Here is a 21,458-nt window from a genome sequence, read left to right on the forward strand (position 1 = left end):
AGCCCCTCCCCCAATCATAAGAGAAGGGATATATATGGGAACCATATATATCCCTCTACCCTTAAATTCATTTCAAACTTAATTATTTCTCAATTGTGATACGGCTGTAATCCAAGTTACCGCTGAAATCAACGGAGTAGTTTTTCACATAAGGCTTGATCAATTGAGCCGAAGTGTAGTAGTAGATTGGCATAATCGCTTGATTGTCGCCAATCAGGATTTTCTCCGCTTTAGCCATTGCATCTACACGAGCTTTTTGATCGTTAGTCGCATATGCTTCCTTAACAAGCGCATCGTATTCAGTGTTCTTGAAGCCGATGTCGTTGTTACCGCCGCCTGTTGTGAACATGTCGATGAACGTCATTGGATCGTTGTAGTCAGCGCCCCAACCAGCACGAGCAATGTCATAGTTCAAGCTTTGACGGTTTTTCAGGAATACTTTCCACTCTTGAACTTCAAGCTTAACGTTAACGCCAAGGTTTTCTTTCCACATGTTAGCGATCGCTTCAGCTACAGTCTTGTGCAGACCTTCGTTGAAGGAAAGCGTGAATTCAGGCATTTCAGTCATGCCTTCTTCTTGAAGACCTTCAGCAAGCAATTTCTTAGCTTCTGCTACATCTTCCTTGAAGTAGTCGTCTTTCACTTCGGAGCGGTATTCGCCTGCAACGCCGAAGATACCAGTGGAAACAAATCCGTATGCAGGAACTTGACCTGCTTTAGTTACTTTTTCAACGATATCCGTACGGTTAATTGCCATCGAAAGCGCCTTACGTACTTTCACGTTGTTGAAAGGCTTCTTCTCGTTGTTGAAGTTGTAATAATAAGTGCTTGCTACGCCTTTAATTTGAAGCTCTTTGTTGTTCTCTTTGCGGAACTTGTCCAGTTGCTCTACAGGAATATCGCCAGTTGGCTTACCTGTCCAGTCAAGCTTGCCTGTTTGGTACATGCTAAGCTCAGTGTTTGCATCTGCAACCATCGAGAATTTAACTTTGGACAATTTGATTTCATCTTTTGCCCAGTAGTTTTCGTTCGGTACAAGCTCAAGGGAATCGCCATGTTTCCAAGCAGACATTTTGAACGGTCCGTTGCTGATGTAGTCTTTTGCTTCAGCAGCCCAGTTCGCGTTCGTTTGAGCCGATTTATGAATTGGATACAGCGTGAAGAAAGCTGTAAGGTTCAAGAAGTAAGGAGTTGGGTTTTCCAATTCAACTTCAAGCGTTTTTTCGTCGATCGCTTTAACGCCCAGTTGTGCAGCGTCAGTTACGCCATCTTTCGTGTTGTACTTAGCGCCGTTCTTGATGTAGTAAAGTTGGTAAGCGTAAGGAGCCGGTGGGTTCAAGTTCGGATCCAGCGTACGCTTCCAGGAGTATTCAAAGTCCTGTGCTGTTACAGGGTCGCCATTGGACCATTTTGCATCAGAGCGAAGGTGGAACGTATATTTCTTGCTGTCGTCCGAAACTTCCCATTTCTCAGCTACGCCCGGAACGACTTTACCAGTCGCATCCAGACGAGTCAAACCTTCAAAAAGGCCTGTAAGCACTGTGAACGATACTTGGTCTTGTGCTTGTGAAACATCCAAACTAGGTGGTTCGGTCGTCAGGTTCATTCTGAACTCTTGATCAGCACCGGAACCGCTTTTGCCACAGGCAGACAATACGCCTGTGAGGACAAGCATGAGTGAAACTAGAACTAGCAATTTCTTTTTCATTCTTCGAACCCGCCTCCGAAAGTTTGTTTATTTTTTTAAACCCGTAGCCAATAATACACCCAATTTAACAATTTGTAAAACACATTTTGAACACTTGTAAAGATTTTCTATCTGTCCATGTTATGTTAACTGACAAACAGCTGACGGGAAAGTTGCAAACCATTGTAATCTCTGACTTTCTCGTCCCTATTATGCCACAAAAGAAGACGACCGCAGCAGGCCAAATGTTGCCTGCAACGGTCGTCTTTGCATCTTACCTGGAATATTATTGTCCGTTCGTGCCTGCGTTTGCAGCCGGCACTTCAGCGTTAGTCGCATCATCCGCTGTCAACGTGTTTGTGATATTCGCTTTGCTCTTCAGATCCTCCAGCCAAGCCTGGGAAAGCTCTTGCACCTTCTGGGAAATGAGCTGTTCCTTGATTTCGGCCTTCTTCTCATCCAGCGTAGCCGCTTTCGCTTCCTTGTGCTCGGCCCCTTTGATGATGTGGTAGCCGTAATCCGTCTTAATCGGCTCGCTGAGCTCGTCTTTCTTCAGCTTGAACGCTGCGGCTTCGAAAGCCGGGTCCATATCGCCTTTGCCGAAGAAGCCAAGGTCGCCGCCTTGGTCTTTGCTGCCAGGGTCAGTGGATTTCTCTTTCGCCAGCTGCGCGAAATCCGCGCCTTCTTTCAGCTGCTTCAGAATGGCATCGGCCTCTTCCTTCGTAGCCACCAAAATGTGCGAAGCCCTCACTTGCTCCGGCTGGTCGAATTGCGCTTTGTTCTCTTCGAAAAATTTCTTCACATCTTCGTCCGTTACTTTCGTTTGCGGTTCCAGCAGCTTTTTGATCCGAAGCTGCATCGGCGTTTGTTTCTTCAAATCTTCGACCGTCATATTGGCCTGCATCAAGGCAGCCTGGAAATCATCTTCGGTCGGGAATTGCTTCTTGATGTTGTCGATTTCCTTGTCAACGTCAGCATCCGTAATCTTGATGCCCGCTTTGTCCGCTTCCTGCTTGATCAGCTCGTCCTGGATCAGGTTGTCCAGCGTTTGCTGGCCGCCAAGCTTGACCATTTCGTCATACAGCTGATCTTTCGAGATGGAAACTCCATTTACCGAGCCGACCGTCTCGTTCTTGCCGCCGCCAAACGGGGAAATCAATACGACCAGCAATACGAGTGCGAGTCCGATGGAAATGTACATCCAAGCTTTGCCGCCGCCGCTCTTGGCTGCCGGAGCCGACGATGTCGCCGCAGCTGCGCGGCGCTTGTCCCGCTCCTCTTCCTCATCTCCCTCTAGCTCGTTGTCTATATCCGAATCAGCAAGCTCCGTTTCGGGCGCTTCGGACGCATTCTTCGCGTAGACATTACCTTTCTTATCCTGTTCTACAGCCTCAAGCTCAAGCTCGTTCTCGTTACCTTGCTTCTCTTTCTCGTTCAACTTGAAAACTCCCTTCGGCAAATGAAAATCAGTAACGCTTCTGTGTCACTATACCAGATAATGCCCGGCCAAACCTTAAGATAACATGAAATAGAGCGAAATAAATCGAAACCCGTCAAAGCAGCCAGGCATGAACCGGCAGCAAAAGGACGGGCGTGAACACCGTGCAAGCGGCCATGGAGAATCCGCTTAATCCTCCTTGTTCCTCCGATTCGGACAGCAGCTTCGCCGAACCGATCCCGTGCGCAGCCGCACCGATCGCGATCGAAGATGCAATGACGCTGTCTACTCGGCACAGCCGAAGGAGCGGCAGTCCCGCTACGCTGCCGACAAGACCGGTCAGTACGGTTAACGCGGCCGTCAGCTCAGGCGATCCGCCGAGCCAACCGGACAAATCCACGGCTACCGCCGTTGTGACCGACTTTGGCAGCGTCGAGCGAAGAAAGGATTCCGTTCCGCCAAGCAGCAGAACGGACAAGCCGTTGATAAGAATGCCCGCCGCGCTTCCGACCAAGGCTCCGGCAAGCAGCGACGGCAGCATATGCTTTAGCCGCATCGCATGCTTATATAGCGGTACGGCCATCGCCACCGTCGCAGGACCAAGAAAGAACGTTACCAAATCGCCGCCTTCCCGGTAAGCGGCAAACGGAATATCGCCGATCCGCAAAACCAGATAGACGATTAGCGGGGCGCTAAGCAGCGGATGCAGCCAATTAAGCTTTCGACGGATGAGAATTGCCAGCACGTAAGCTCCCACTGACAGCACGGTGCCGAACATTGGATCGGCAAAACGTTCAGCTGCCATCGTGCTCACTTCCTTTCGGCCGCTTGACCAGCCTTTTCGTAGCCAGCCCGGTTATGAGCAAGATCGCAAGCGTCCCTGCGGTTAGACTCCCGATCGCGGCGAGCCAAGAGCTGCCGATAACGGACGCGTACGCGGCTGCGCCCGCAAGCAGCGGCACGAAGAACAGCATCATATGCTTCGTCAAAAATGCCGCGCTTTGTTCCACCCATTCAAGCTTCACGATTTGCAAAAATAAAGCTGCTGTCAGCAGCAGCAGCCCCAGAACATGCGACGGAAGCGGTACGCCCGCGAATTGGTGCAGCAGCCACCCCAGCCCGTCAAAGCCGATAATGATGCTTAATCCCCGCATTCGATCAGTTCACCCGGTTACGGACATCGCCCTGCTGGAACGAACGCAGATTCGATGCCGCAATCCCCATCAGCCTGCTGCGCGCTTCGACCGTTGCCCAGCCGATATGAGGCGTGATCGCGCAGTTCGCTGCATTCAGGAGAGGTTGATCTACGGGAGGCGGCTCGACGCTCAGCACATCCAATCCGGCTCCCGCGATACGACCGTTGTTGAGCGCGTCGGCCAAATCCTGCTCCGCGATATGTCCGCCGCGAGCCGTATTAATCAGATATGCCGTATGTTTCATCAGCCCAAGCGTTCGTGCGTTTACCAGCCCGGTCGTCTCGGGTGTGAGCGGACAGTGCAGCGTAACGATATCCGAATTCCGGAACAAATCATCAAGCGGCATAAATTGAACGGCTTCCAATCCTGGAACGGCTTTCTCCGTTCGCGTATGTACGACGACCTTCATGCCGAAGGCAAGAGCAGCCTTCGCGACCTGCTGGCCGATCTGGCCATAGCCGACGATTCCGATTGTTTTCCCGGCGAGCTCCATGAGAGGATGAAGAGAAAACGTAAAATCCGGACCGGCCGACCAGCGGCCATTATGTACGGCTTTGCTATGCTCGCTTACGCGGTAAGCATGCTCCATCAGCAGCGCAAACACGAGCTGGACCACCGAATGCGTGCTATAGTCCGGTACGTTCGTTACGGCCACGCCATGCTCCGCAGCCGCCTTCGTATCGACAATATTATACCCAGTAGCCAGTACGCCGATGTATCGCAGACCCGGTAGACTGCGGATCGTTTCCGCCGAGAACGGCGTCTTATTCGTCAATATGGCTTCCGCGCCAGCCGCGCGGCTTACGATATCTTCGCGGGCAGTCCGGTCATATACGACCAGCTCGCCAAGCTTGCCTAATTCATCCCAATTCAAATCGCCCGGGTTCAACGTGTACCCGTCCAGTACAACAATTTTCATCTGTTTTCCCGCTCCTTTCCTAATCGCCAAATCATCGAATTCGTCTAAATGATAATGCTATGTAGATCATACCTTATCTAGGCCAAGAAGCGAACAAGTTTTGACAAAAAACCGCACTATCGGAATGTTGCTTCACCGCGTCGACGCATATCTGGGTTGTAGCTTCATTACTGTAAAGCTTTTGCTCTAAAAAGTTTCTTCTATTATATAGTAGAGAAATTTGAATAATCTCTCCTATTAATAGAGAGCTGGAATATCCGATGCGATTTCATTGCTCCGGCTGGTGACCGGTTGAACCGATTGTTCCTATTCGTCCGCTCCGATCGCCAATCGGAGTCATTTCTTAGCGGAGCTTATATGCCTGTTCGGTCAAACGCAGCATTCGGTCTATCGACTATACAACAAGTGCAACAAAAAACCTCCGATTCATCATCGGAGGTTAATGGTTGGATTAAGAGGCAGCTTTTTGCCCCTTACCTATAGTTACAATGGCATCATGATCGACGGGGTTGAATTCTTTTTCGCTCTTAGCGATCACGACGGTTGCAACGCTGTTTCCGATCAGGTTCGTTATGGCGCGCGCTTCCGACATGAAGCGGTCAACGCCGAGCAGGAGCGCCATGCCTTCGACTGGAATGACATTGTTCGGGATGGCGGCAAGCGTCGCTGCGAGTGTAACGAAACCGGAGCCGGTGACGCCGGCTGCGCCTTTCGAGGTCACCATTAGGACGCCAAGCAGAACGAGCACTTGCACCAAGGTCAGATGAACGCCGTACGCTTGGCTGATGAACAGCGCCGCCATCGATAAGTAGATCGACGTTCCATCAAGGTTAAAGGAGTATCCGGTCGGTACGACCAGGCCGACAACCGGTTTGGAACAGCCGAACTTCTCCAGCTTCTGCATGACGCGCGGCAAAGCGGATTCGGAAGACGATGTGCCGAGCACGAGCAATATCTCGTCTTTGATATAACCCAGCAGCTTGAACAGGCTAAAGCCGTTGTAGCGGGCAATCAGATTCAAAACGATGACAACGAACAAGAACATGGTCAGGTAAACGGAGCCCATCATTTTGCCGATGGAGAATAGGGAACCCACGCCGAATTTACCGATGGTATAGGACATCGCGCCGAAGGCTGCGAATGGGGACACCTTCATGATCATGCCCACCAAACGGAAGAACACTTCGTTCAGCTTCTCGAACAGCGAGGTTACCGGCTTCCCTTTCTCGCCAAGGCCGGATAGCGCAAGACCGAACAGAACGGAGAAGAACAGCACCGGCAGCATATCGCCCTTAGAGAAGGCCGCCATCACGTTATCCGGGACGATGCCGGCGATAAAGTCGATGAACCCATGGCTGGTCTCGGCCGCTTGCTGCGTATACTTTTCCACATCCGACGCTTTCACGCCGCTATGGTTCATACCGGCACCCGGCTGAATCAGGTACATAACCCCGATGCCGATCGCCATCGCAAAGGTCGTGATCACTTCAAAATAGAGCAGCGCCTTTCCGCCGATACGCCCGATCTTCTTCATATCGCCCATGCCGGCGAAGCCGACGACGATCGTAAAGAACACGATTGGCGTGATGACCATTTTGATCATTTTGATAAAAATATCGCTGATGACCTTCATATTGTCCGCCCAGCTTGGGAATATAATGCCAACGATAATGCCTAGCACGATAGCGGCCAACACTTGAACGGACAAATTTTTGGCAAGCTTCTTCATAGTTGTTTAACCCTCCCGTTACAAATTAATGGCTTAACGCGGCACTTGGCTCGCGCTGCTGATCGCGGTCCGTGCCGCGTGCGCTTTCGCGGGCGCGCCGGGCGACGCCCGCCTCGTATGCGGCTTCGATAACCGCCTCCCGCACTCGCTCCACAACCGCTTGATTAAACACGCTTGGAATAATGTAATGCTCATTCAATTCGTCCGCGCTTACCACTGAAGCGATTGCTCTGGCAGCGGCCAATTTCATGCCTTCCGTGACGCGGGACGCCCGGCAATCGAGCACGCCGCGGAACATGCCCGGGAAGCACAGCACGTTATTAATCTGGTTCGGGTAATCCGAGCGTCCGGTAGCCATCACTCGCACGTAAGGCTCCGCTTCCTCCGGCAATATCTCCGGCGTCGGATTAGCCATCGCGAACACGATCGGATCCTTCGCCATGCGCTTTACGTCGTCAGGCTTTAACACGCCCGGGCCTGACACGCCAATGAAGATATCGGCGTCCTGGATCACATCCGACAGCAGGCCGGTCTCCTTGTTCGGATTCGTGTGCTCCGCAAACCACTGCCAGGCCGGGTTGTCGTAGCTGCCCCCGCGAATGATGGCTCCCTGACGGTCGACGCCGACGACGTTCGCAACCCCTGCCGCCATCAGCATCTTGGTGCATGCGGTACCTGCCGCACCTAAGCCGCAAACAACAACTTTGCAATGTTCAAGCCGCTTGCCGACCAGCTTAACGGCGTTCAGCAATCCGGACAAGAGGACGACGGCCGTACCGTGCTGGTCGTCGTGGAACACCGGTATATCAAGCTCCTGTACAAGCCGTTCCTCGATTTCAAAGCAACGAGGCGCGGAAATATCCTCGAGATTAATGCCTCCGAACGTAGGCGCCATCGCCTTTACGATGCGGATAATCTCTTCCGTATCCTGCGTATCCAGACAGATCGGGAACGCGTCGACACCGCCAAGCTGTTTGAACAGCATGGCTTTGCCCTCCATGACCGGCATCGCGGCCTCCGGACCGATGTTGCCGAGTCCGAGCACGGCTGAACCGTCGGACACGACCGCAACCGTATTTCTTTTGATGGTCAGCGTGTGGGCAAGAGAAGGCTTTTCCGCAATCGCGGTGCACACGCGGGCAACTCCAGGCGTATATACGCGGGACAGATCATCCCGGTTCTTGATGGGGTACTTCGTGCTCATTTCGATCTTGCCCCCGAGGTGAAGAAGGAAGGTTTGATCCGATACATGGATGACGCGAACCCCGGGCAGCTTGCCGATCAGACTGACAATAAGCTCCGTATGCTTGGAATCGTAGACGTTTATGGTTAGATCCCGAACGGTCGTCATTTTCTCGGTGCGAACCACGTCTATCGCGACAATATCGCCGCCGCTTTCGCTGATCGCGGTTGCGATCGTTCCGAATGAAGCGTTTTCTTTTTGCAGCTCTAATCTTAAGATGACGCTGGTATTGGCTCCTGTTGGCATCGACATGGGTATATCCCCTCTCCAAAATCACATTTCTATGTCTTGTGTGCTTCATGTTAACGCTTTCATGCTAAATTGGGAATCATTCGGCCATATTGTGCGTTTTGGTCATTTTGGTCTCGGGAAACAAAAAAAAGCGAACCGCTGCTGCAGCGGTTCGCCTTTTAGCCATCCCTATTCCTGTTTCATCCGATATCGGTTAACGGGGCGGCCGACTCCGCCATACTGCACGTCAAGGGCCAGCTCACCGCTCTTCTCCATGTATTCCAAATACCGCCTCGCCGTTACCCGAGCCAGCCCAACCCCTTCCGAAACCTCTTCTGCCGAACAGGCCTTGACTTGGCCGAGCAGAAAGGCGCGGATCGCCTTCAGCGTCATCCCCTGCAGCCCTTTAGGCAGTTCCCCTTGGGTGTCGGATCCCTTCGTACTATCCCCGACTTCTCCAGGAACGGCCATATGGTTGTGCCGCTTCAGCATCCGGTCTAGTTCAAGCTGCGTCAGCTCCCCGCCTGCATCTATCGCTCTGTGTAGCGTAAGATAATGCTCAAGCGCGCTTTTTACCCGGTCGTACTTGAACGGCTTCATAATATAGTCGAGTGCCCCCAACTGCAGGACTCGGCGTATCGTCGGGGGATCGTTCGCCGCAGTAATGGCGATGACATCGGTGCCGGCTCCTTCGGCGCGAAGCTGCTGAAGCGTCTGCAGGCCGTCCTGCTTAGGCATGAAAATATCCAAGATGGCGAGATGCGGCTTATGCCGGCGAACCATTTCCAGCCCTTCGATCCCGTTCGACGCCTCCGCCACCACGCGGAAAGGGGCAACCCTCTCCACAAATTGGCGGTGTATGTCCCGAACCATCGGATCGTCCTCAATGAGAACGACGTTAATGGCCTGCATCGATGTTCTCTCCATCGCCGTCTCCTCCTTGCCGCTGCATAGGTAAGGTCAGCATCATGGCGGTCCCCTGCCCCTCGGCCGTTTCGATTCTCATAACGCCGCCCGCCTTCCTTACGATTTCGTCGATGAGGTACATGCCAATCCCACGGCTCTCCCCCTCTTTGGTGGAATACCCTCGTTCAAACAGGCGCCGTTTCGTCTCCTCATCCATCCCGCAGCCGTTATCTTCAACGAGGATGGAGAGCACATCCTCATCCTGTTCGATACTGATGAACACTTCCTTGTCTCCTTCGGTTCTCTGCAGCGCATCGAACGCATTCTCAATGAGATTGCCGAGAACGATCACCATGTCGTGGTTGTCAAGTGAAGCCGGCAAGCGCTCGAGCCAGCTCATTTCATCCAGCCGCAACCGGATGCCAAGCTCCTTGCCGCGGCTGATTTTCCCCATGAAGAGCCCTTTTAGGCTGTCACTGCGGATGCGTTGATTAACGAATCGGCTTTGCTCCTCTTGCTGCTCCGTGATCTCGAAGAGATAGTCCATCGCCCGCTTCTTATCGTCCAGCTGCAGCAGTCCGCCGATCGTATGCAGCTTGTTCATATATTCATGACTCTGTACGCGCAGCGCTTCAACGAAGCTTTGCACGCCCGTCAGCTCTTCCGCCATGCGGGTTACCTCGGTCCGATCCCGAAAAGTCGCCACCGCGCCGACCACCTGTCCTCCGACCGTAATCGGGATGCGGTTCGTGACGATGTGTGCCGGCCCAATGAACAGATCCTGGTTGTAGACGGGGCGATTTAGCTCGATAATTTCGGGCAGGCGCGTATCGGGGAGCACTTCCTCAATCGGCTTGCCAATCATATCCCCATTCACTCTCAGCATCGTTTTCGCCATATCGTTAAAGATCGTGATCCGCTTCGTTTTGTCGATTGCGATAATGCCCTCATGCATCGCCTGGAACGTAGCCGTCCGCTCGACGACAAGCTGCGCGATCTCATCCGGCTCCAACTCGAACATCTGCTTCTTGATATGCCCGGCCAACAACCATGAGCCCCATGTTCCGAACAGCAGGGTCAAGAACGCAATCACATAGATTTCTCCGCTCATGTCCCTAATCACGGCAGACAGCTTTGGAAGCAGCTTCCCCACCAAAACTACGCCTACCTGCTCGCGGTTCTCATTCATCACCGGCACGAATGCGCGAAGCGCGGTCCCTTTCTCCCCTTTGGCTCTGGACAGGTACGTATGCTCGGCAAACGACGACTTCTCATCCGTGCCGCGCGAGATTGTGCCGACTACAGCGTCCGTCGGATGAGTGCGGCGAATGCCGTTCATATCCATGACGACAATGTAATCGACGTCATTGACGATCCGAACCCGTTCCGCCGTATTCTTCATGCGAACGGCTTTCTCTGTTGAACTTGGGTCGACCAGTCCCTCCGTTACCGGCGGCAGCTCCGCGACGGTGCGAGCCGTAACCATTAATCGCCTTCCGAGCTCCTTCTCTTGAAGGTCGGCGATATGACCGGTTAGAACGACGCCTCCGATACATAGAGCAAACAATAGAATACCGAGCGACAAAATGGTGATTTTCCAGTTTATCCGTAACCGTCGCAGCATCCGCACACCTCATCCGCTGTCAAGCAGCCCTTGTCCTTAGTCGAATTATTGATTATCATAGCGTATATTACTCGAAAAGCGTAAACAATTCATTCCTGCGGCATTGAAGCCGATGGAGGAACGATGAAATCCTATATTGCTATCGCAGTTTTTGTTTGCCTTGGACTTCTTTCGGCGATTCTGGTCGGATTCCACTCCCGATTCGGCTCCGAGCCGCTGCCATACGATGACGAACAGGCCGAGCTAGGCCGCGATCTGGTGATCAAATTCAGTTACGTGGTCGCGGAAAACACGCCCAAGGGACAAGCCGCAGCCGACTTCGCCAAACGTGTGCGCGAGAAGACCAACGACCGGGTCAAAGTCGAGCTCTTCCCGAACGGCATGCTATTTAACGAAGATAATGAGGTCGAAGCTCTGCAGCACGGCTCGATCCAGATGATCGCGCCAAGCTTCTCCAATATCTCGAGTTTGTCACCGCCGTGGCTGCTGATGGACCTGCCTTTCGCGTTTCCTTCGGACGATGCGGTAAGCGAAGCGTTCCAAGGCGATATCGGCAAGCGTTTAATGGATTTGCTTGAACGAAGCAACATTGTCGGGCTTGCGTTCTGGGAGAATGGCTTCCGGCAACTAACGAGCAGCAAAGGACCGATTAAAACGCCGGAAGACCTGCGCAACTTGCGTTTTCGCATTCAGCCGAGCCGAGTAATCGATGCCCAGTACCGAACTTTAGGTGCCGAAACGCTCGCTTTGCCGTTCAATCAAGTGTACCGCAGTCTGGAAAATGGCACCGTAGACGGAGAAGAGAACAGCATCTCCAACATTTACTCCAAGAAGCTGTACCAGGTTCAAGACTATCTGACCTTGTCGAATCATAGCTATCTCGGTTACGGCGTGCTCATGAACAAAACGTTCTGGGATCAGCTGCCTCCGGAACTTCAGCGCGCGATTTCGGAAGCGATGGCAGAGACGACGATATGGGCCAACCGCAACGCTCGGATCATCAACCAAAAGCAGTGGCGCGAAATGCAGGCCGATTCAAACCTGCAGGTGTACGCATTGAGCAAGGATGATCAATCGCATTGGAGGCAGCTTCTGCAACCCGTCTATGATGAGTTTAGTCCTGTGATCGGACGCGAGCTGATGAGCGATTTGGAGCGGCTGCAGTTGAAGTACGCGGGCAAATAAACAAAAAACAGGCTGTATCATTGACGCCGATACAGCCTGCCTCTGATTCCGTTATGGCGTGTCATGTTCCTCTACCCCTAGCTTTCGAGCCATCCAAGCGGTTGAACTCGCTTGCAGCAGTATTGTCAGCATAATCGCCATGAACGTAACCGATGCGATTACATCGGAATGGGCAACGCCCAGCCCGGTAAGCATGCCCGAAAGCGCTGCCGGTATGACCCCAGTCTCCCGAACCCAAACCATAAACAACATTTCGCGCAAGGACCACCGTGATTTACGGTCTGGAACGGCTGAAGCGAAAACGGTTGCGGGCCGCGCAATAAACATCAACGCAAGAACGACAAGCAGGCTTTGCCACCAATAATCGACGAGTAAGTTGAAATCGACCTGACTCCCAAGCAAAATAAAGATGAGCATTCTCATAATAACGGTGATATTATCAGAAAAATGGATCATTTCCTGATGTTTTTCTTCCATATGCAGGCCAAAATCCGAAGAATTGCCCCATATCAGCCCAGCTACGAAGGTTGCCATAAAACCGCTAACGTGAATGATTTCGCCAATCAAATAGGCGCTTAAGGCAGTCAACATCATTGCAATCGTCGTATAATCGCGTAAAAAACCTATGCGCGTATGCGCGACCAAATAGCTAATGATGAATCCGACTATTAATCCGAGAACGATGCCGCCGACCGCAGTACGGATAAAATCCCAAGTAATTGTACCAACATCGAGTGCGGTCTCGCCTGTTGCGGCTGCAAGCAAAGCGAACGTTACGATCGAACCGGTCGCATCGTTGAACGCTGACTCGCTTTCGACCGTTTCCCGCACGCGTTCTCGAATCCTCACTTGCCGAAAGACCGGTATGATCGAAGCCGGATCTGTTGATGCAATCACTGCAGCTGCAAGCAGTGCATACAACCAATCTATGCCAAACAGCCAACGAATCGCAGCCCCTACGACAGCAACCGTGATCAAAACTCCTGGAACGCTCATTAATCCGACGGTCCAACCGACCTTCTTTAGGCCTTGCAGCTTAATATTACGTCCGCCATCGAACAAGATGATCGCCGACCCCGTTACGAGAATCAGCTGATTGGTAATCGAATTGCTTGATTCGTTAATCCAATGCAGTCCTTGTCCCAGCAGCATGCCTGCTCCAATGAACAAAACAACATCCGGCAGTCCAAGACGGTTCGCGATAACCCCTGCGATCATGCCGGCAGCCGCGATCAAGAGAAATAAGATGAAGATGTGATGGATCATTTCCGTCGTATTCGATTCCATACGTCAGCGGATGACCTCTTTTTCGAATTCTTCAATTTGACCGTTCGTTCCAATGACAACAATGACGTCCTTCTCCGTCAGCACATCCGATGCGGATGGCGCGATTATGACGCCTTGAGGCTTATTGATAGCAACAACGCTGCAGCCAAATCTTACGCGCAGATCAATATCCTGCAGCGATTTGCCGTTTAAGCGTTTCGGAACAGCCATTTCGGCAATCGTATAGTCTTTTGACAGCTCTATGTAATCAAGAAGGTTCGGTGATACCAATTGATTCGCAACCCTAATCCCCATATCGCGCTCTGGGTAAACAACCTGGTCTACTCCGACTTTCTCCAGCACGCGCCCATGCAGTTCGCTCAAAGCCTTGGCAACGACTTTTTTCATCCCGCTGTCCTTTAGCAATATGGCGCTCATAATGCTGGCCTGAATATCATCGCCTATTGCTACGACTCCGCAATCAAAGTTGCGAATGCCAAGCGATCGCAGCGCTTCTTCGTCCGTGCAGTCTGCAACAACCACATGAGTCAGTACTTGGCTCATTTCTTGAACGACTTCATCATTCTTATCGATACCAAGCACTTCGTAACCTAGAGCTATTAGTTCTTTCGCCAGACTAGAGCCAAATCGTCCTAGCCCAACGACAACAAACTGCTGTTTTTTCATAACGTTTTCCTCCTAGCCAATCGTAATTTTACCTTCCGGATAACGATATAATTCTTTTTCACTACGCGGTCCAAGCGCGTAGGCAAGGGTTAACGGACCAAGTCTCCCGGCATACATCGTCAGACAAATCAAAATTTTTCCGATCGTAGTCAACTGAGGCGTAAGGCCGAGCGAAAGACCAACCGTTCCGAAAGCGGATGTCGTCTCGAACAATACCTTGATGAACGAGTGATCCTCTGTCGTGGCGAGGCACATCGTAACGAATGTGACAAGCGCCAATGAAAGCATCGTAATCGTCAATGCTTTGAAAATCCGTTCTCGGGCCAGCCGCATCTTAAACATGACAATATCGTCCTTTCCGCGGATCATGGCAGCGACTGCCCCTATCAATGTCGCGAAAGTCGTTGTTTTTATCCCGCCGCCCGTTGATCCTGGCGAAGCACCGATAAACATGAGCAGGATAATGAAGAACTGCGTCGCTTGGCGCAGCGCTGCCAAATCGACCGTATTTGGACCTGCCGTTCTCGGTGCCACAGACTGGAAGAGGGAGGCCCATATCTTTCCTGACCAGCTTAATTCACCCAGCGTGTTCATATTAGTAAATTCAAATATGAAAATAACGATCGTCCCAACCGCGAGCAAGATTCCCGTCATGGACAAAACGACTTTTGAGTGAAGTGAAAGCCTTTTGCGCGCGCGGTATTCAATGATGTCGGACATCACGATAAACCCTATTCCTCCGAATATAATCAGCAGCATGGCTACCGTATTGATGATCGGATCATTAACGTAGTCTGTAAAACTGACGAAAGGAACCCCGAACGATCCGAATAAATCGAAGCCTGCATTGTTGAACATGGAAACCGCATGCCATGCACCGAAGTAAATGGCCTTTCCAAGCGGCATATCGAATGACCAACGGATTGCAAACAGAATCGCTCCCGCAAGCTCGATTGTGATTGAGTACAACAGAACTTTGCGTATCAGTCTGACGATGCCTTCTATGTTCGTTTGGTTCATTGCTTCCTGGAGAATGAGTCGTTCTCTGAGCGATATTCGTTTACGAAGTACGATGGCAAATAAGGTCGACATCGTCATGAATCCAAGCCCGCCAACCTGAATTAGACAGATGATGATCACTTGTCCCGCTACGGACCAATGGCTGCCGCTGTCGACCGTAACAAGACCCGTTACGCAAGTCGCTGAAGTTGCCGTAAATACGGCATCGATAAAAGGCGTAGTCGTTCCATCGCTGGAGGCGAATGGCAGTGTAAGTAAAAAGCCGCCCAAAAGGATGATCAATGCAAAGCCTGTTGCCAGAACACGCGGAGGTGGCCAGTGGGATATACGAAAAAATTTAAGCATGCTTCGGGCACCTCTTCTCTTCTTAATAATGTCACAATTAATACTTTCTTTAGTTGTTAATCTGTTCCTGCATCCCATATGGTTCCCCCTGTATGAAACGGAATACATTGCAATACTTTTGGAGGTATCCAGCTCCTTAACAGCCTCACTGCCTAGTGGTTTGGTCACCACAAAATAAAAAAACCACTTACTCATTAGTAAGCGGTTCACATAACTAATTAATTTATTCGTCCTCCTAATAAAAAACCGGGGCTCGTCTTTCGACTAGCCCCTTTCTAAAAGTAAGATGATCCGTTTAGATATCCAGTTTACGCGTGCCGATCCATTTTACCATTTCAGGATCGCGATGCGAGAAGAACAAGCTCTGCTTCGTATCTAAAGCAGCAATCAATTCCATATCCCCTCGATCTAATTCAAAATCGAAAATATTGAAGTTTTCAATCATTCTATCTCTACGAACCGACTTTGGAATCACAACGACTTCTCTTTGAGTCAACCAGCGTAAAACCACTTGAGCAACGGACTTATTATGCTTTTCGGCTACAGCAACTAATGCCTCATTCTGGAACAAATTATTTTTACCTTCAGCAAAAGGTGCCCAGGATTCAATTTGGACGTTATGTTCTTTCATAAATTTTGCATTTTCGATTTGTTGGTTGAAAGGGTGTGTTTCAACTTGGTTTACGGCAGGAGCAACTTCATTATGAAGCATTAAATCGATCAGACGATCCTCATGAAAGTTGCTTACGCCAATTGCTCGTACCGTGCCTTCACGATACAATTCTTCCATCGCGCGCCAAGATCCGTAAACATCCCCGTACGGCTGATGAATTAAATACAAATCCAAATAATCTAATTGCAAGCGTTTCAGTGAATTTTCGAAAGCTTTCTTCGTACGGTCATAACCGGTATCCTGAACCCAAAGCTTCGTAGTGATGAATAACTCCTCCCTTGCCACACCACTGCGTTTGATCGCTCTGCCGACTGCTTCCTCGTTTAGATAAGAGGCAGCGGTATCAATCAGCCGATACCCCGCCATAATAGCGTCATAAACGCTTTGTTCACATTCATTTTCATCACGAATTTGAAAAACACCAAATCCGATTATTGGCATCTCAACACCATTGTTCAAAGTTACTTTTTGCATGTACAAACCTCCATTTCTATTCATCAGTATGTACCAAATGTCACAATGATGGATATCCCATTCGTCTCGAATCATTGCCTAATCCTCTCACTGCCGCTTAAATTTCGATTGATTATGACCTATATAATTGAAACTATTTAAGAATGCCGGAACGAGGAAGATCAAATGTCAGAAATTATTACTACAAAGCAGCAGGAGCTCGGCAAAATTATTGAACAATATTCAGAAGGGGAAGGCGTTTTTAAAACCGCCATTCCGTCCCTATACTTCATGCGTCTGTCTAATACGAGTGAATCAAGCCATGGAGTATACAAGCCCTCCTTTTGTATGGTCGTGCAAGGGGCGAAGGAAGTTTGGTTAGGACAGGATCGATTTCGGTATAGTCCTTCCGATTACCTTGTTTCATCCGTACATTTGCCGGTTATTACCCAAGTCACTGAAGCCACTCCCGATGTACCCTACTTGGGTCTCAGGCTTGAATTTTCATCGAGTCAAGTTTTAAAGGTTTTAAATGACTCAGAACTTCGAGAACTTCCGAAAGAAAACTCTAAGAGAGCTATGTTTGTTAGCCATATTGAATCGTCATTAATGGATGCGGTAATCAGGTTAGCTCATTTATTAGATAATCCAAACGATATTCCTGTACTTGCTCCACTATATACGGAGGAAATTATTTATAGGGTGCTGCAGGGTAAGAATGGGAATATTTTAAGAGGAATCGTAATGGGAGAAAGCGCAATCCACCAAATTAGAGATGTTATTGAGCATATCGTAAATAGATACGATCGTTCATTTCGGATCGAGGAGCTTGCAGAATTAGCAAATATGAGTGTTTCATCATTTCATCGCCACTTTAAAGAAGTAACGGCCTTGAGTCCTATCCAGTTTCAAAAACAAATGCGACTTCAGGAAGCCCGGCGCCTTTTATTAACCGAGTCATTAGATGCAACTGATGTTGCGTATCGAGTAGGCTATGAGAGTACTTCCCAATTCAGCCGTGAATATTCCCGAATGTTTGGCTTCCCGCCTATTCTAGATATTAAGCGCCTAAAAGCATAAACGATCTTCAATTAGTTAAAGGCAAGCCATTGGCTTGCCTTTAACAGGCAGACGATTACAAACTTCTACCCAGCAAAACCCCGACTTGTTTAGCCATCTCTTTGGCCGAATAGGGCATTCCATTCTTGATCCACCATTCAATTACGCCTACGTAAGCAGTCCCCGCGTACTGCAGCATGACATCGTCAATTAACCCCGTATTTCTCCCGCTCTCTCTGTCGATCTCTCCTTTGAAGCCTTCCATAAATGAAGCAAGGAGCCGGGTTCTGAAAGATGACGGAGCCTCTTTGCTCGCTAACATGGTTGAATAAAACAAGTAATTTTTCTCGAAGAATTCAAAGTAAGGCACAAGTGCATCCTTCCAATCCATCTCGCAAGCCCATTCATTCATCTCTCCCAGCTCGTTTAGGTGAGCTTCTATGAGTTTATCCAGTAAATCATATTTGTCCTGGTAATGAAGATATATGGTTCCACGATTTACGTTTGCGCGGTCAGCCAGATCCTGAATGGTTATATCATCGAAATTTTTTTCTGTCATAAGCTCAATAACCGCTTTTTTCAAGGCTTCCTGCGTTTTAAGAATTCTCCGATCCATTTTAGCCACCGTACACCCACCAAACTTTCTAAGATAATTAACATTTTTATCGATTGTGTTGATATATCAACACATCCCGTTTCTTTAACCATTGAGTTTTCGCACCTGAATATATAATAATAGACACGTGTTGATTAATCAAATCGATTTGGTTAAACGTAACGGATCTAATATGGAAAAGGAGACTATGTTCATGTGTAAAACCCGCGTATTAAGTGTTCCCGCCGCCAAAGCGCCATTTGAGAAGACTACGATTGAAAGACGGCCATTACGGCCTGATGACGTCTCGATCGATATTAAGTTTAGCGGCATTTGTCATTCCGATATTCATAGCGCGCATGGAGATTGGGCCGGCGGGATATTTCCGATGGTGCCCGGTCATGAAATCGCCGGGATCGTAGCCGCGGTAGGCGAGAGCGTTACTAAGTTTACTGTAGGCGATCGAGTTGGCGTAGGTTGTTATGTAGACTCTTGCGGAGAATGCGAATACTGCCTCCGGGGAGAAGAACAGCATTGTGTCAAAGGCTTTGTAGCCACATATAACTCTTTGGATTACGACGGCAATCCAACCTATGGCGGTTACAGCCAGAACATTGTTGTAACTGAACGATTCGTCGTGCATATCCCGGATGGGATGGAGTTGAATGTAGCCAGCCCGCTATTATGCGCAGGAATCACCACTTATTCCCCGTTGAAACGATGGAATGCCGGTCCAGGAAAAAAAGTGGCGATACTAGGCATGGGTGGTCTTGGTCATATTGCTATTCAGTTTGCGCATGCGATGGGTGCGGAAGTAACCGTCTTAAGCCGGGCAAAAGATAAAGAAAACGAAGCGTTGCGTTTCGGAGCAGATCATTACTATTCCACGATTGAACCTGATACGTTTAAAACGCTGGCAGGCTGCTTCGACCTGATTCTAAACACCGTGTCCGCCAATATCGACGTTGATTTATATTTATCGCTGCTGCGCGTAGACGGAACGCTTGTTAATGTCGGCGCGCCAGCTGATCCAAGCCAATATAACGTATTCTCCTTAATCATGAGCCGCCGCAGTATTGCGGGTTCCTTAGTAGGCGGACTTCCCGAAACACAAGAAATGCTTGATTTTGCGGCAGAGCATGGCATTGCTCCTCAAATCGAATTGATCCGTGCCGAGCAAGTAGACGAAGCGTACGAGCGAATTTTGCGCAGTGACGTGCGTTACCGGTTCGTGATCGACATATCTACTTTAGAGAGCGAATGAAAGATAAACTTATTGATCATTCGCTTCGTTTGGCTCTGATTCTAGCCGCGTTTTCCGCTTTGGGGCCGTTTACGGTTGATATGTATCTCGCATCGCTGCCGCAGATCATGGATGATTTCGGAACGAACGCCTCATGGATTCAAGCGAGTTTAACCGCAAGTCTGCTCGGATTAGGTTTGGGTCAACTGATTATGGGTCCTTTAAGCGATCGTTACGGGCGACGCAAGCCATTACTGATCGCCATGATCCTGTATATTGTAGCATCGGTCGGTTGTGCTATAGCTCAGGAAATAGGATTCTTCATCATTTTACGGTTCATTCAAGGTGTTGCCGCCTCAGCCGGACTCGTAATTTCCCGTGCGATTGCCCGCGATCGGTATAGCGGAGTTGAAATGACGAAGTTCATCTCTTTACTCACGACGATCAGTAATGCGGCGCCGTTAATTTCGCCGAATGCCGGGAGTGCCGTCACATCTTTTAGCTCGTGGGCTGGCGTGTTTGTTTTTTTGGGCTTGTTGGGAATGTTATTGACGGCAATTACAAAATGGGGATTAAACGAAAGTTTATCTCAAACTCATCGCGTCCAAGGCGGCTTTATGATCGTAACAAAGAACTATAAACGATTGTTTCGCGATCGAAATTTTATGGGATACGCCCTTGTCAATGGATTATTGTTTGCCGGCGTATTCGCGTTTGTTGCAGGCACCCCGTTTATTTATCAGAACATGTTCGGTGTGTCGCCGCAGCTATTTTCGCTCCTGTTCGCAATGAATGGTCTTGCTATCATGGCTGGATCGCAAATTGTCACAAAGGCAACAGGACGGTTCAGTGACCATCATATTTTACGAGTTGGATTAACTCTAACCTTTTTTTCCACTTTGGCGATCTTGACGGCAGTCCTCTCGAAAGGGTCTTTAACGGCGATAGTTCTTTCTACCTTCTTATTTGCTGCATCCATCGGCATCATTGGACCAGTTTCAGTAACATTAGCGATGGAATCGCATGGGCAAATTGCAGGCAGCGCATCAGCCGTGCTCGGCACCCTTCAATTCGCGCTAGGGGCCATTTCTTCTCCACTTGTGGGGATCGCAGGCGAAAATTCAGCGATCCCTTTCGGAATCGTAATCTTCGCAACCAGCTTAATTGCCATCGGTTCTTATATGGTGCTTATTCGGAATGGGGAGCTAGTAAGTGAAGGCCAAAAAAACGCGGAAACATAAATGTGTAAGTCTATTGGAGGGATACAAGCATGGAAATCAGAAGAGTTGGAACACAGCCCTCAGGCAAAGGGCCATCTGAGTATTTTACGGGAACGGTTCGCATCGATCCGTTAATTGAAGCGGCCGAACCAGCGCGCGTAGCTGCAGCCAGCGTTACTTTCGAGCCGGGGGCAAGGACAGCGTGGCATACTCACCCATTGGGACAAACGCTGATCGTAACCGCAGGTAAAGGGAGGGTCCAACGTTTGGGCGGTCAGATCGAGGAAATCAGTCCAGGGGACGTAGTTTGGTTCCCGCCAGGCGAGAAACATTGGCATGGAGCATCACCGACGACAGCCATGACCCATATCGCCATTCAAGAACGCTATGACGGAAAAGCGGTTGAATGGCTAGAGAAAGTCAGCGATGATCAATACATGCCAAAGGAATGAGTGGTGGTACTCTTATGAGCTGTAACGCTGCGGAAGGCGATGCGCTTTTGGTCTCCAATCAAGTCGTCAGAAGCTTCGTGGATGAGGTGCTAGTTAAGGGTGAGAAGGTGATTCGCATCCATACGGCATGGCAGTTAAAGAACGGTTCAATATTGCTGTATGAATACTCTTCCAGAAACAATCCATCAAGCAGTTTTACCATTCATGACAACCTAGATCATTACGAGGAATTATTTAAACAGATCCGTGGATGATGCGGTAACTGTATCGTAAAAAAATGCCGCATG

20 protein-coding genes are annotated in these 21,458 nt (G+C 49.8%); 6 read left to right on the forward strand and 14 right to left on the reverse strand.

Features of this window, described 5'->3' with window-relative positions:
- Window positions 1-82 precede the first annotated feature (82 nt).
- The 9 genes from DL346_RS12995 to DL346_RS13035 all read right to left on the reverse strand — a co-directional run bounded on the left by DL346_RS12995 (window position 83) and on the right by DL346_RS13035 (window position 10,973).
- Window positions 83-1,708 (reverse strand): peptide ABC transporter substrate-binding protein, encoded by a 1,626-nt coding sequence (locus DL346_RS12995; protein WP_112882532.1) that lies wholly within the window; start codon window positions 1,706-1,708, stop codon window positions 83-85.
- A gap of 265 nt (window positions 1,709-1,973) precedes the next feature.
- Window positions 1,974-3,125 (reverse strand): foldase protein PrsA, encoded by a 1,152-nt coding sequence (locus DL346_RS13000; protein ID WP_112882533.1) that lies wholly within the window; start codon window positions 3,123-3,125, stop codon window positions 1,974-1,976.
- A 115-nt stretch (window positions 3,126-3,240) separates the two neighbouring features.
- Window positions 3,241-3,930, reverse strand: a complete 690-nt coding sequence (locus DL346_RS13005) for an LrgB family protein (RefSeq protein WP_112882534.1) — start codon at window positions 3,928-3,930, stop codon at window positions 3,241-3,243.
- Window positions 3,920-4,279: a CidA/LrgA family protein gene (locus DL346_RS13010; RefSeq protein ID WP_112882535.1), complete on the reverse strand. Its 360-nt coding sequence runs from the start codon at window positions 4,277-4,279 to the stop codon at window positions 3,920-3,922. Before DL346_RS13010 ends, DL346_RS13005 begins: the two co-directional genes overlap by 11 nt.
- 4 nt (window positions 4,280-4,283) lie before the next feature.
- Complete coding sequence (locus DL346_RS13015) at window positions 4,284-5,240, reverse strand: D-2-hydroxyacid dehydrogenase (protein ID WP_112882536.1); 957 nt, start codon at window positions 5,238-5,240, stop codon at window positions 4,284-4,286.
- 451 nt (window positions 5,241-5,691) lie between these two features.
- Window positions 5,692-6,969, reverse strand: coding sequence for a C4-dicarboxylate transporter DctA (gene dctA, locus DL346_RS13020; RefSeq protein WP_112882537.1), 1,278 nt, complete (start codon window positions 6,967-6,969; stop codon window positions 5,692-5,694).
- A gap of 25 nt (window positions 6,970-6,994) precedes the next feature.
- Window positions 6,995-8,464 (reverse strand): NAD-dependent malic enzyme, encoded by a 1,470-nt coding sequence (locus tag DL346_RS13025; protein WP_112882538.1) that lies wholly within the window; start codon window positions 8,462-8,464, stop codon window positions 6,995-6,997.
- Window positions 8,465-8,632: 168 nt separating this feature from the next.
- Window positions 8,633-9,370 (reverse strand): response regulator, encoded by a 738-nt coding sequence (locus DL346_RS13030; RefSeq protein ID WP_240633153.1) that lies wholly within the window; start codon window positions 9,368-9,370, stop codon window positions 8,633-8,635.
- Window positions 9,342-10,973, reverse strand: a complete 1,632-nt coding sequence (locus DL346_RS13035) for an ATP-binding protein (RefSeq protein ID WP_112882539.1) — start codon at window positions 10,971-10,973, stop codon at window positions 9,342-9,344. The genes DL346_RS13030 and DL346_RS13035 overlap by 29 nt, the downstream gene beginning before the upstream one ends.
- A gap of 123 nt (window positions 10,974-11,096) precedes the next feature.
- Here DL346_RS13035 and DL346_RS13040 point away from each other — a divergent pair, with 123 nt between their 5' ends.
- The gene (locus DL346_RS13040; protein WP_112882540.1) at window positions 11,097-12,158 is read left to right on the forward strand and encodes a DctP family TRAP transporter solute-binding subunit; all 1,062 of its coding nucleotides are present in this window, start codon (window positions 11,097-11,099) and stop codon (window positions 12,156-12,158) included.
- A 51-nt stretch (window positions 12,159-12,209) separates the two neighbouring features.
- On the opposite strand, the gene DL346_RS13045 is transcribed toward DL346_RS13040, so the two are convergent.
- The 4 genes from DL346_RS13045 to DL346_RS13060 form a co-directional block, all read right to left on the reverse strand.
- Window positions 12,210-13,445 carry a cation:proton antiporter gene (locus DL346_RS13045; protein WP_112882541.1) on the reverse strand — a complete coding sequence of 412 codons (1,236 nt, stop codon included), beginning with the start codon at window positions 13,443-13,445 and terminating at the stop codon, window positions 12,210-12,212.
- Window positions 13,446-13,448: 3 nt separating this feature from the next.
- On the reverse strand, window positions 13,449-14,111 hold the full coding sequence (locus tag DL346_RS13050) for a potassium channel family protein (protein ID WP_112882542.1): 663 nt from the start codon (window positions 14,109-14,111) through the stop codon (window positions 13,449-13,451).
- A 12-nt stretch (window positions 14,112-14,123) separates the two neighbouring features.
- Window positions 14,124-15,476 carry a TrkH family potassium uptake protein gene (locus DL346_RS13055; RefSeq protein ID WP_112882543.1) on the reverse strand — a complete coding sequence of 451 codons (1,353 nt, stop codon included), beginning with the start codon at window positions 15,474-15,476 and terminating at the stop codon, window positions 14,124-14,126.
- A 295-nt stretch (window positions 15,477-15,771) separates the two neighbouring features.
- On the reverse strand, window positions 15,772-16,623 hold the full coding sequence (locus tag DL346_RS13060) for an aldo/keto reductase (protein WP_112883102.1): 852 nt from the start codon (window positions 16,621-16,623) through the stop codon (window positions 15,772-15,774).
- A gap of 165 nt (window positions 16,624-16,788) precedes the next feature.
- On the opposite strand from DL346_RS13060, the gene DL346_RS13065 reads away from it, so the two are divergent.
- Entirely contained in the window at window positions 16,789-17,682 is an 894-nt protein-coding gene (locus DL346_RS13065) for an AraC family transcriptional regulator (protein WP_112882544.1), read from the forward strand.
- 55 nt (window positions 17,683-17,737) lie between these two features.
- Here DL346_RS13065 and DL346_RS13070 read toward each other — a convergent pair whose 3' ends face one another.
- Window positions 17,738-18,286 carry a TetR/AcrR family transcriptional regulator gene (locus DL346_RS13070; RefSeq protein ID WP_112882545.1) on the reverse strand — a complete coding sequence of 183 codons (549 nt, stop codon included), beginning with the start codon at window positions 18,284-18,286 and terminating at the stop codon, window positions 17,738-17,740.
- Window positions 18,287-18,470: 184 nt separating this feature from the next.
- Between DL346_RS13070 and DL346_RS13075 the strand changes: the two genes are divergently transcribed.
- Genes DL346_RS13075 through DL346_RS13090 form a run of 4 tightly spaced genes read left to right on the forward strand, consistent with a single transcriptional unit; the run spans window position 18,471 to window position 21,425 of the window.
- Window positions 18,471-19,520 carry an NAD(P)-dependent alcohol dehydrogenase gene (locus DL346_RS13075; protein WP_112882546.1) on the forward strand — a complete coding sequence of 350 codons (1,050 nt, stop codon included), beginning with the start codon at window positions 18,471-18,473 and terminating at the stop codon, window positions 19,518-19,520.
- The gene (locus DL346_RS13080) at window positions 19,517-20,740 is read left to right on the forward strand and encodes a multidrug effflux MFS transporter (RefSeq protein ID WP_112882547.1); all 1,224 of its coding nucleotides are present in this window, start codon (window positions 19,517-19,519) and stop codon (window positions 20,738-20,740) included. The genes DL346_RS13075 and DL346_RS13080 overlap by 4 nt, the downstream gene beginning before the upstream one ends.
- Window positions 20,741-20,769: 29 nt before the next feature.
- The gene (locus tag DL346_RS13085) at window positions 20,770-21,171 is read left to right on the forward strand and encodes a (R)-mandelonitrile lyase (protein WP_112882548.1); all 402 of its coding nucleotides are present in this window, start codon (window positions 20,770-20,772) and stop codon (window positions 21,169-21,171) included.
- A gap of 14 nt (window positions 21,172-21,185) precedes the next feature.
- Window positions 21,186-21,425, forward strand: coding sequence for a hypothetical protein (locus tag DL346_RS13090; protein WP_112882549.1), 240 nt, complete (start codon window positions 21,186-21,188; stop codon window positions 21,423-21,425).
- The last annotated feature ends 33 nt before the right edge of the window (window positions 21,426-21,458 follow it).

The organism is Paenibacillus montanisoli (assembly GCF_003268025.1).
GTDB classification, from domain to species: Bacteria; Bacillota; Bacilli; order Paenibacillales; family Paenibacillaceae; genus Paenibacillus_Z; species Paenibacillus_Z montanisoli.

Coding starts and splice junctions, on each gene's coding strand:
- DL346_RS12995 (WP_112882532.1), bottom strand. CDS start 1,708: ATGAAAAAGAAATTGCTAGTTCTAGTTTCACTCATGCTTGTCCTCACA.
- DL346_RS13005 (WP_112882534.1), bottom strand. CDS start 3,930: ATGGCAGCTGAACGTTTTGCCGATCCAATGTTCGGCACCGTGCTGTCA.
- DL346_RS13010 (WP_112882535.1), bottom strand. CDS start 4,279: ATGCGGGGATTAAGCATCATTATCGGCTTTGACGGGCTGGGGTGGCTG.
- DL346_RS13015 (WP_112882536.1), bottom strand. CDS start 5,240: ATGAAAATTGTTGTACTGGACGGGTACACGTTGAACCCGGGCGATTTG.
- dctA (WP_112882537.1), bottom strand. CDS start 6,969: ATGAAGAAGCTTGCCAAAAATTTGTCCGTTCAAGTGTTGGCCGCTATC.
- DL346_RS13025 (WP_112882538.1), bottom strand. CDS start 8,464: ATGTCGATGCCAACAGGAGCCAATACCAGCGTCATCTTAAGATTAGAG.
- DL346_RS13030 (WP_240633153.1), bottom strand. CDS start 9,370: ATGGAGAGAACATCGATGCAGGCCATTAACGTCGTTCTCATTGAGGAC.
- DL346_RS13035 (WP_112882539.1), bottom strand. CDS start 10,973: ATGCTGCGACGGTTACGGATAAACTGGAAAATCACCATTTTGTCGCTC.
- DL346_RS13040 (WP_112882540.1), top strand. CDS start 11,097: ATGAAATCCTATATTGCTATCGCAGTTTTTGTTTGCCTTGGACTTCTT.
- DL346_RS13045 (WP_112882541.1), bottom strand. CDS start 13,445: ATGGAATCGAATACGACGGAAATGATCCATCACATCTTCATCTTATTT.
- DL346_RS13050 (WP_112882542.1), bottom strand. CDS start 14,111: ATGAAAAAACAGCAGTTTGTTGTCGTTGGGCTAGGACGATTTGGCTCT.
- DL346_RS13055 (WP_112882543.1), bottom strand. CDS start 15,476: ATGCTTAAATTTTTTCGTATATCCCACTGGCCACCTCCGCGTGTTCTG.
- DL346_RS13060 (WP_112883102.1), bottom strand. CDS start 16,623: ATGCAAAAAGTAACTTTGAACAATGGTGTTGAGATGCCAATAATCGGA.
- DL346_RS13065 (WP_112882544.1), top strand. CDS start 16,789: ATGTCAGAAATTATTACTACAAAGCAGCAGGAGCTCGGCAAAATTATT.
- DL346_RS13075 (WP_112882546.1), top strand. CDS start 18,471: ATGTGTAAAACCCGCGTATTAAGTGTTCCCGCCGCCAAAGCGCCATTT.
- DL346_RS13080 (WP_112882547.1), top strand. CDS start 19,517: ATGAAAGATAAACTTATTGATCATTCGCTTCGTTTGGCTCTGATTCTA.
- DL346_RS13085 (WP_112882548.1), top strand. CDS start 20,770: ATGGAAATCAGAAGAGTTGGAACACAGCCCTCAGGCAAAGGGCCATCT.
- DL346_RS13090 (WP_112882549.1), top strand. CDS start 21,186: ATGAGCTGTAACGCTGCGGAAGGCGATGCGCTTTTGGTCTCCAATCAA.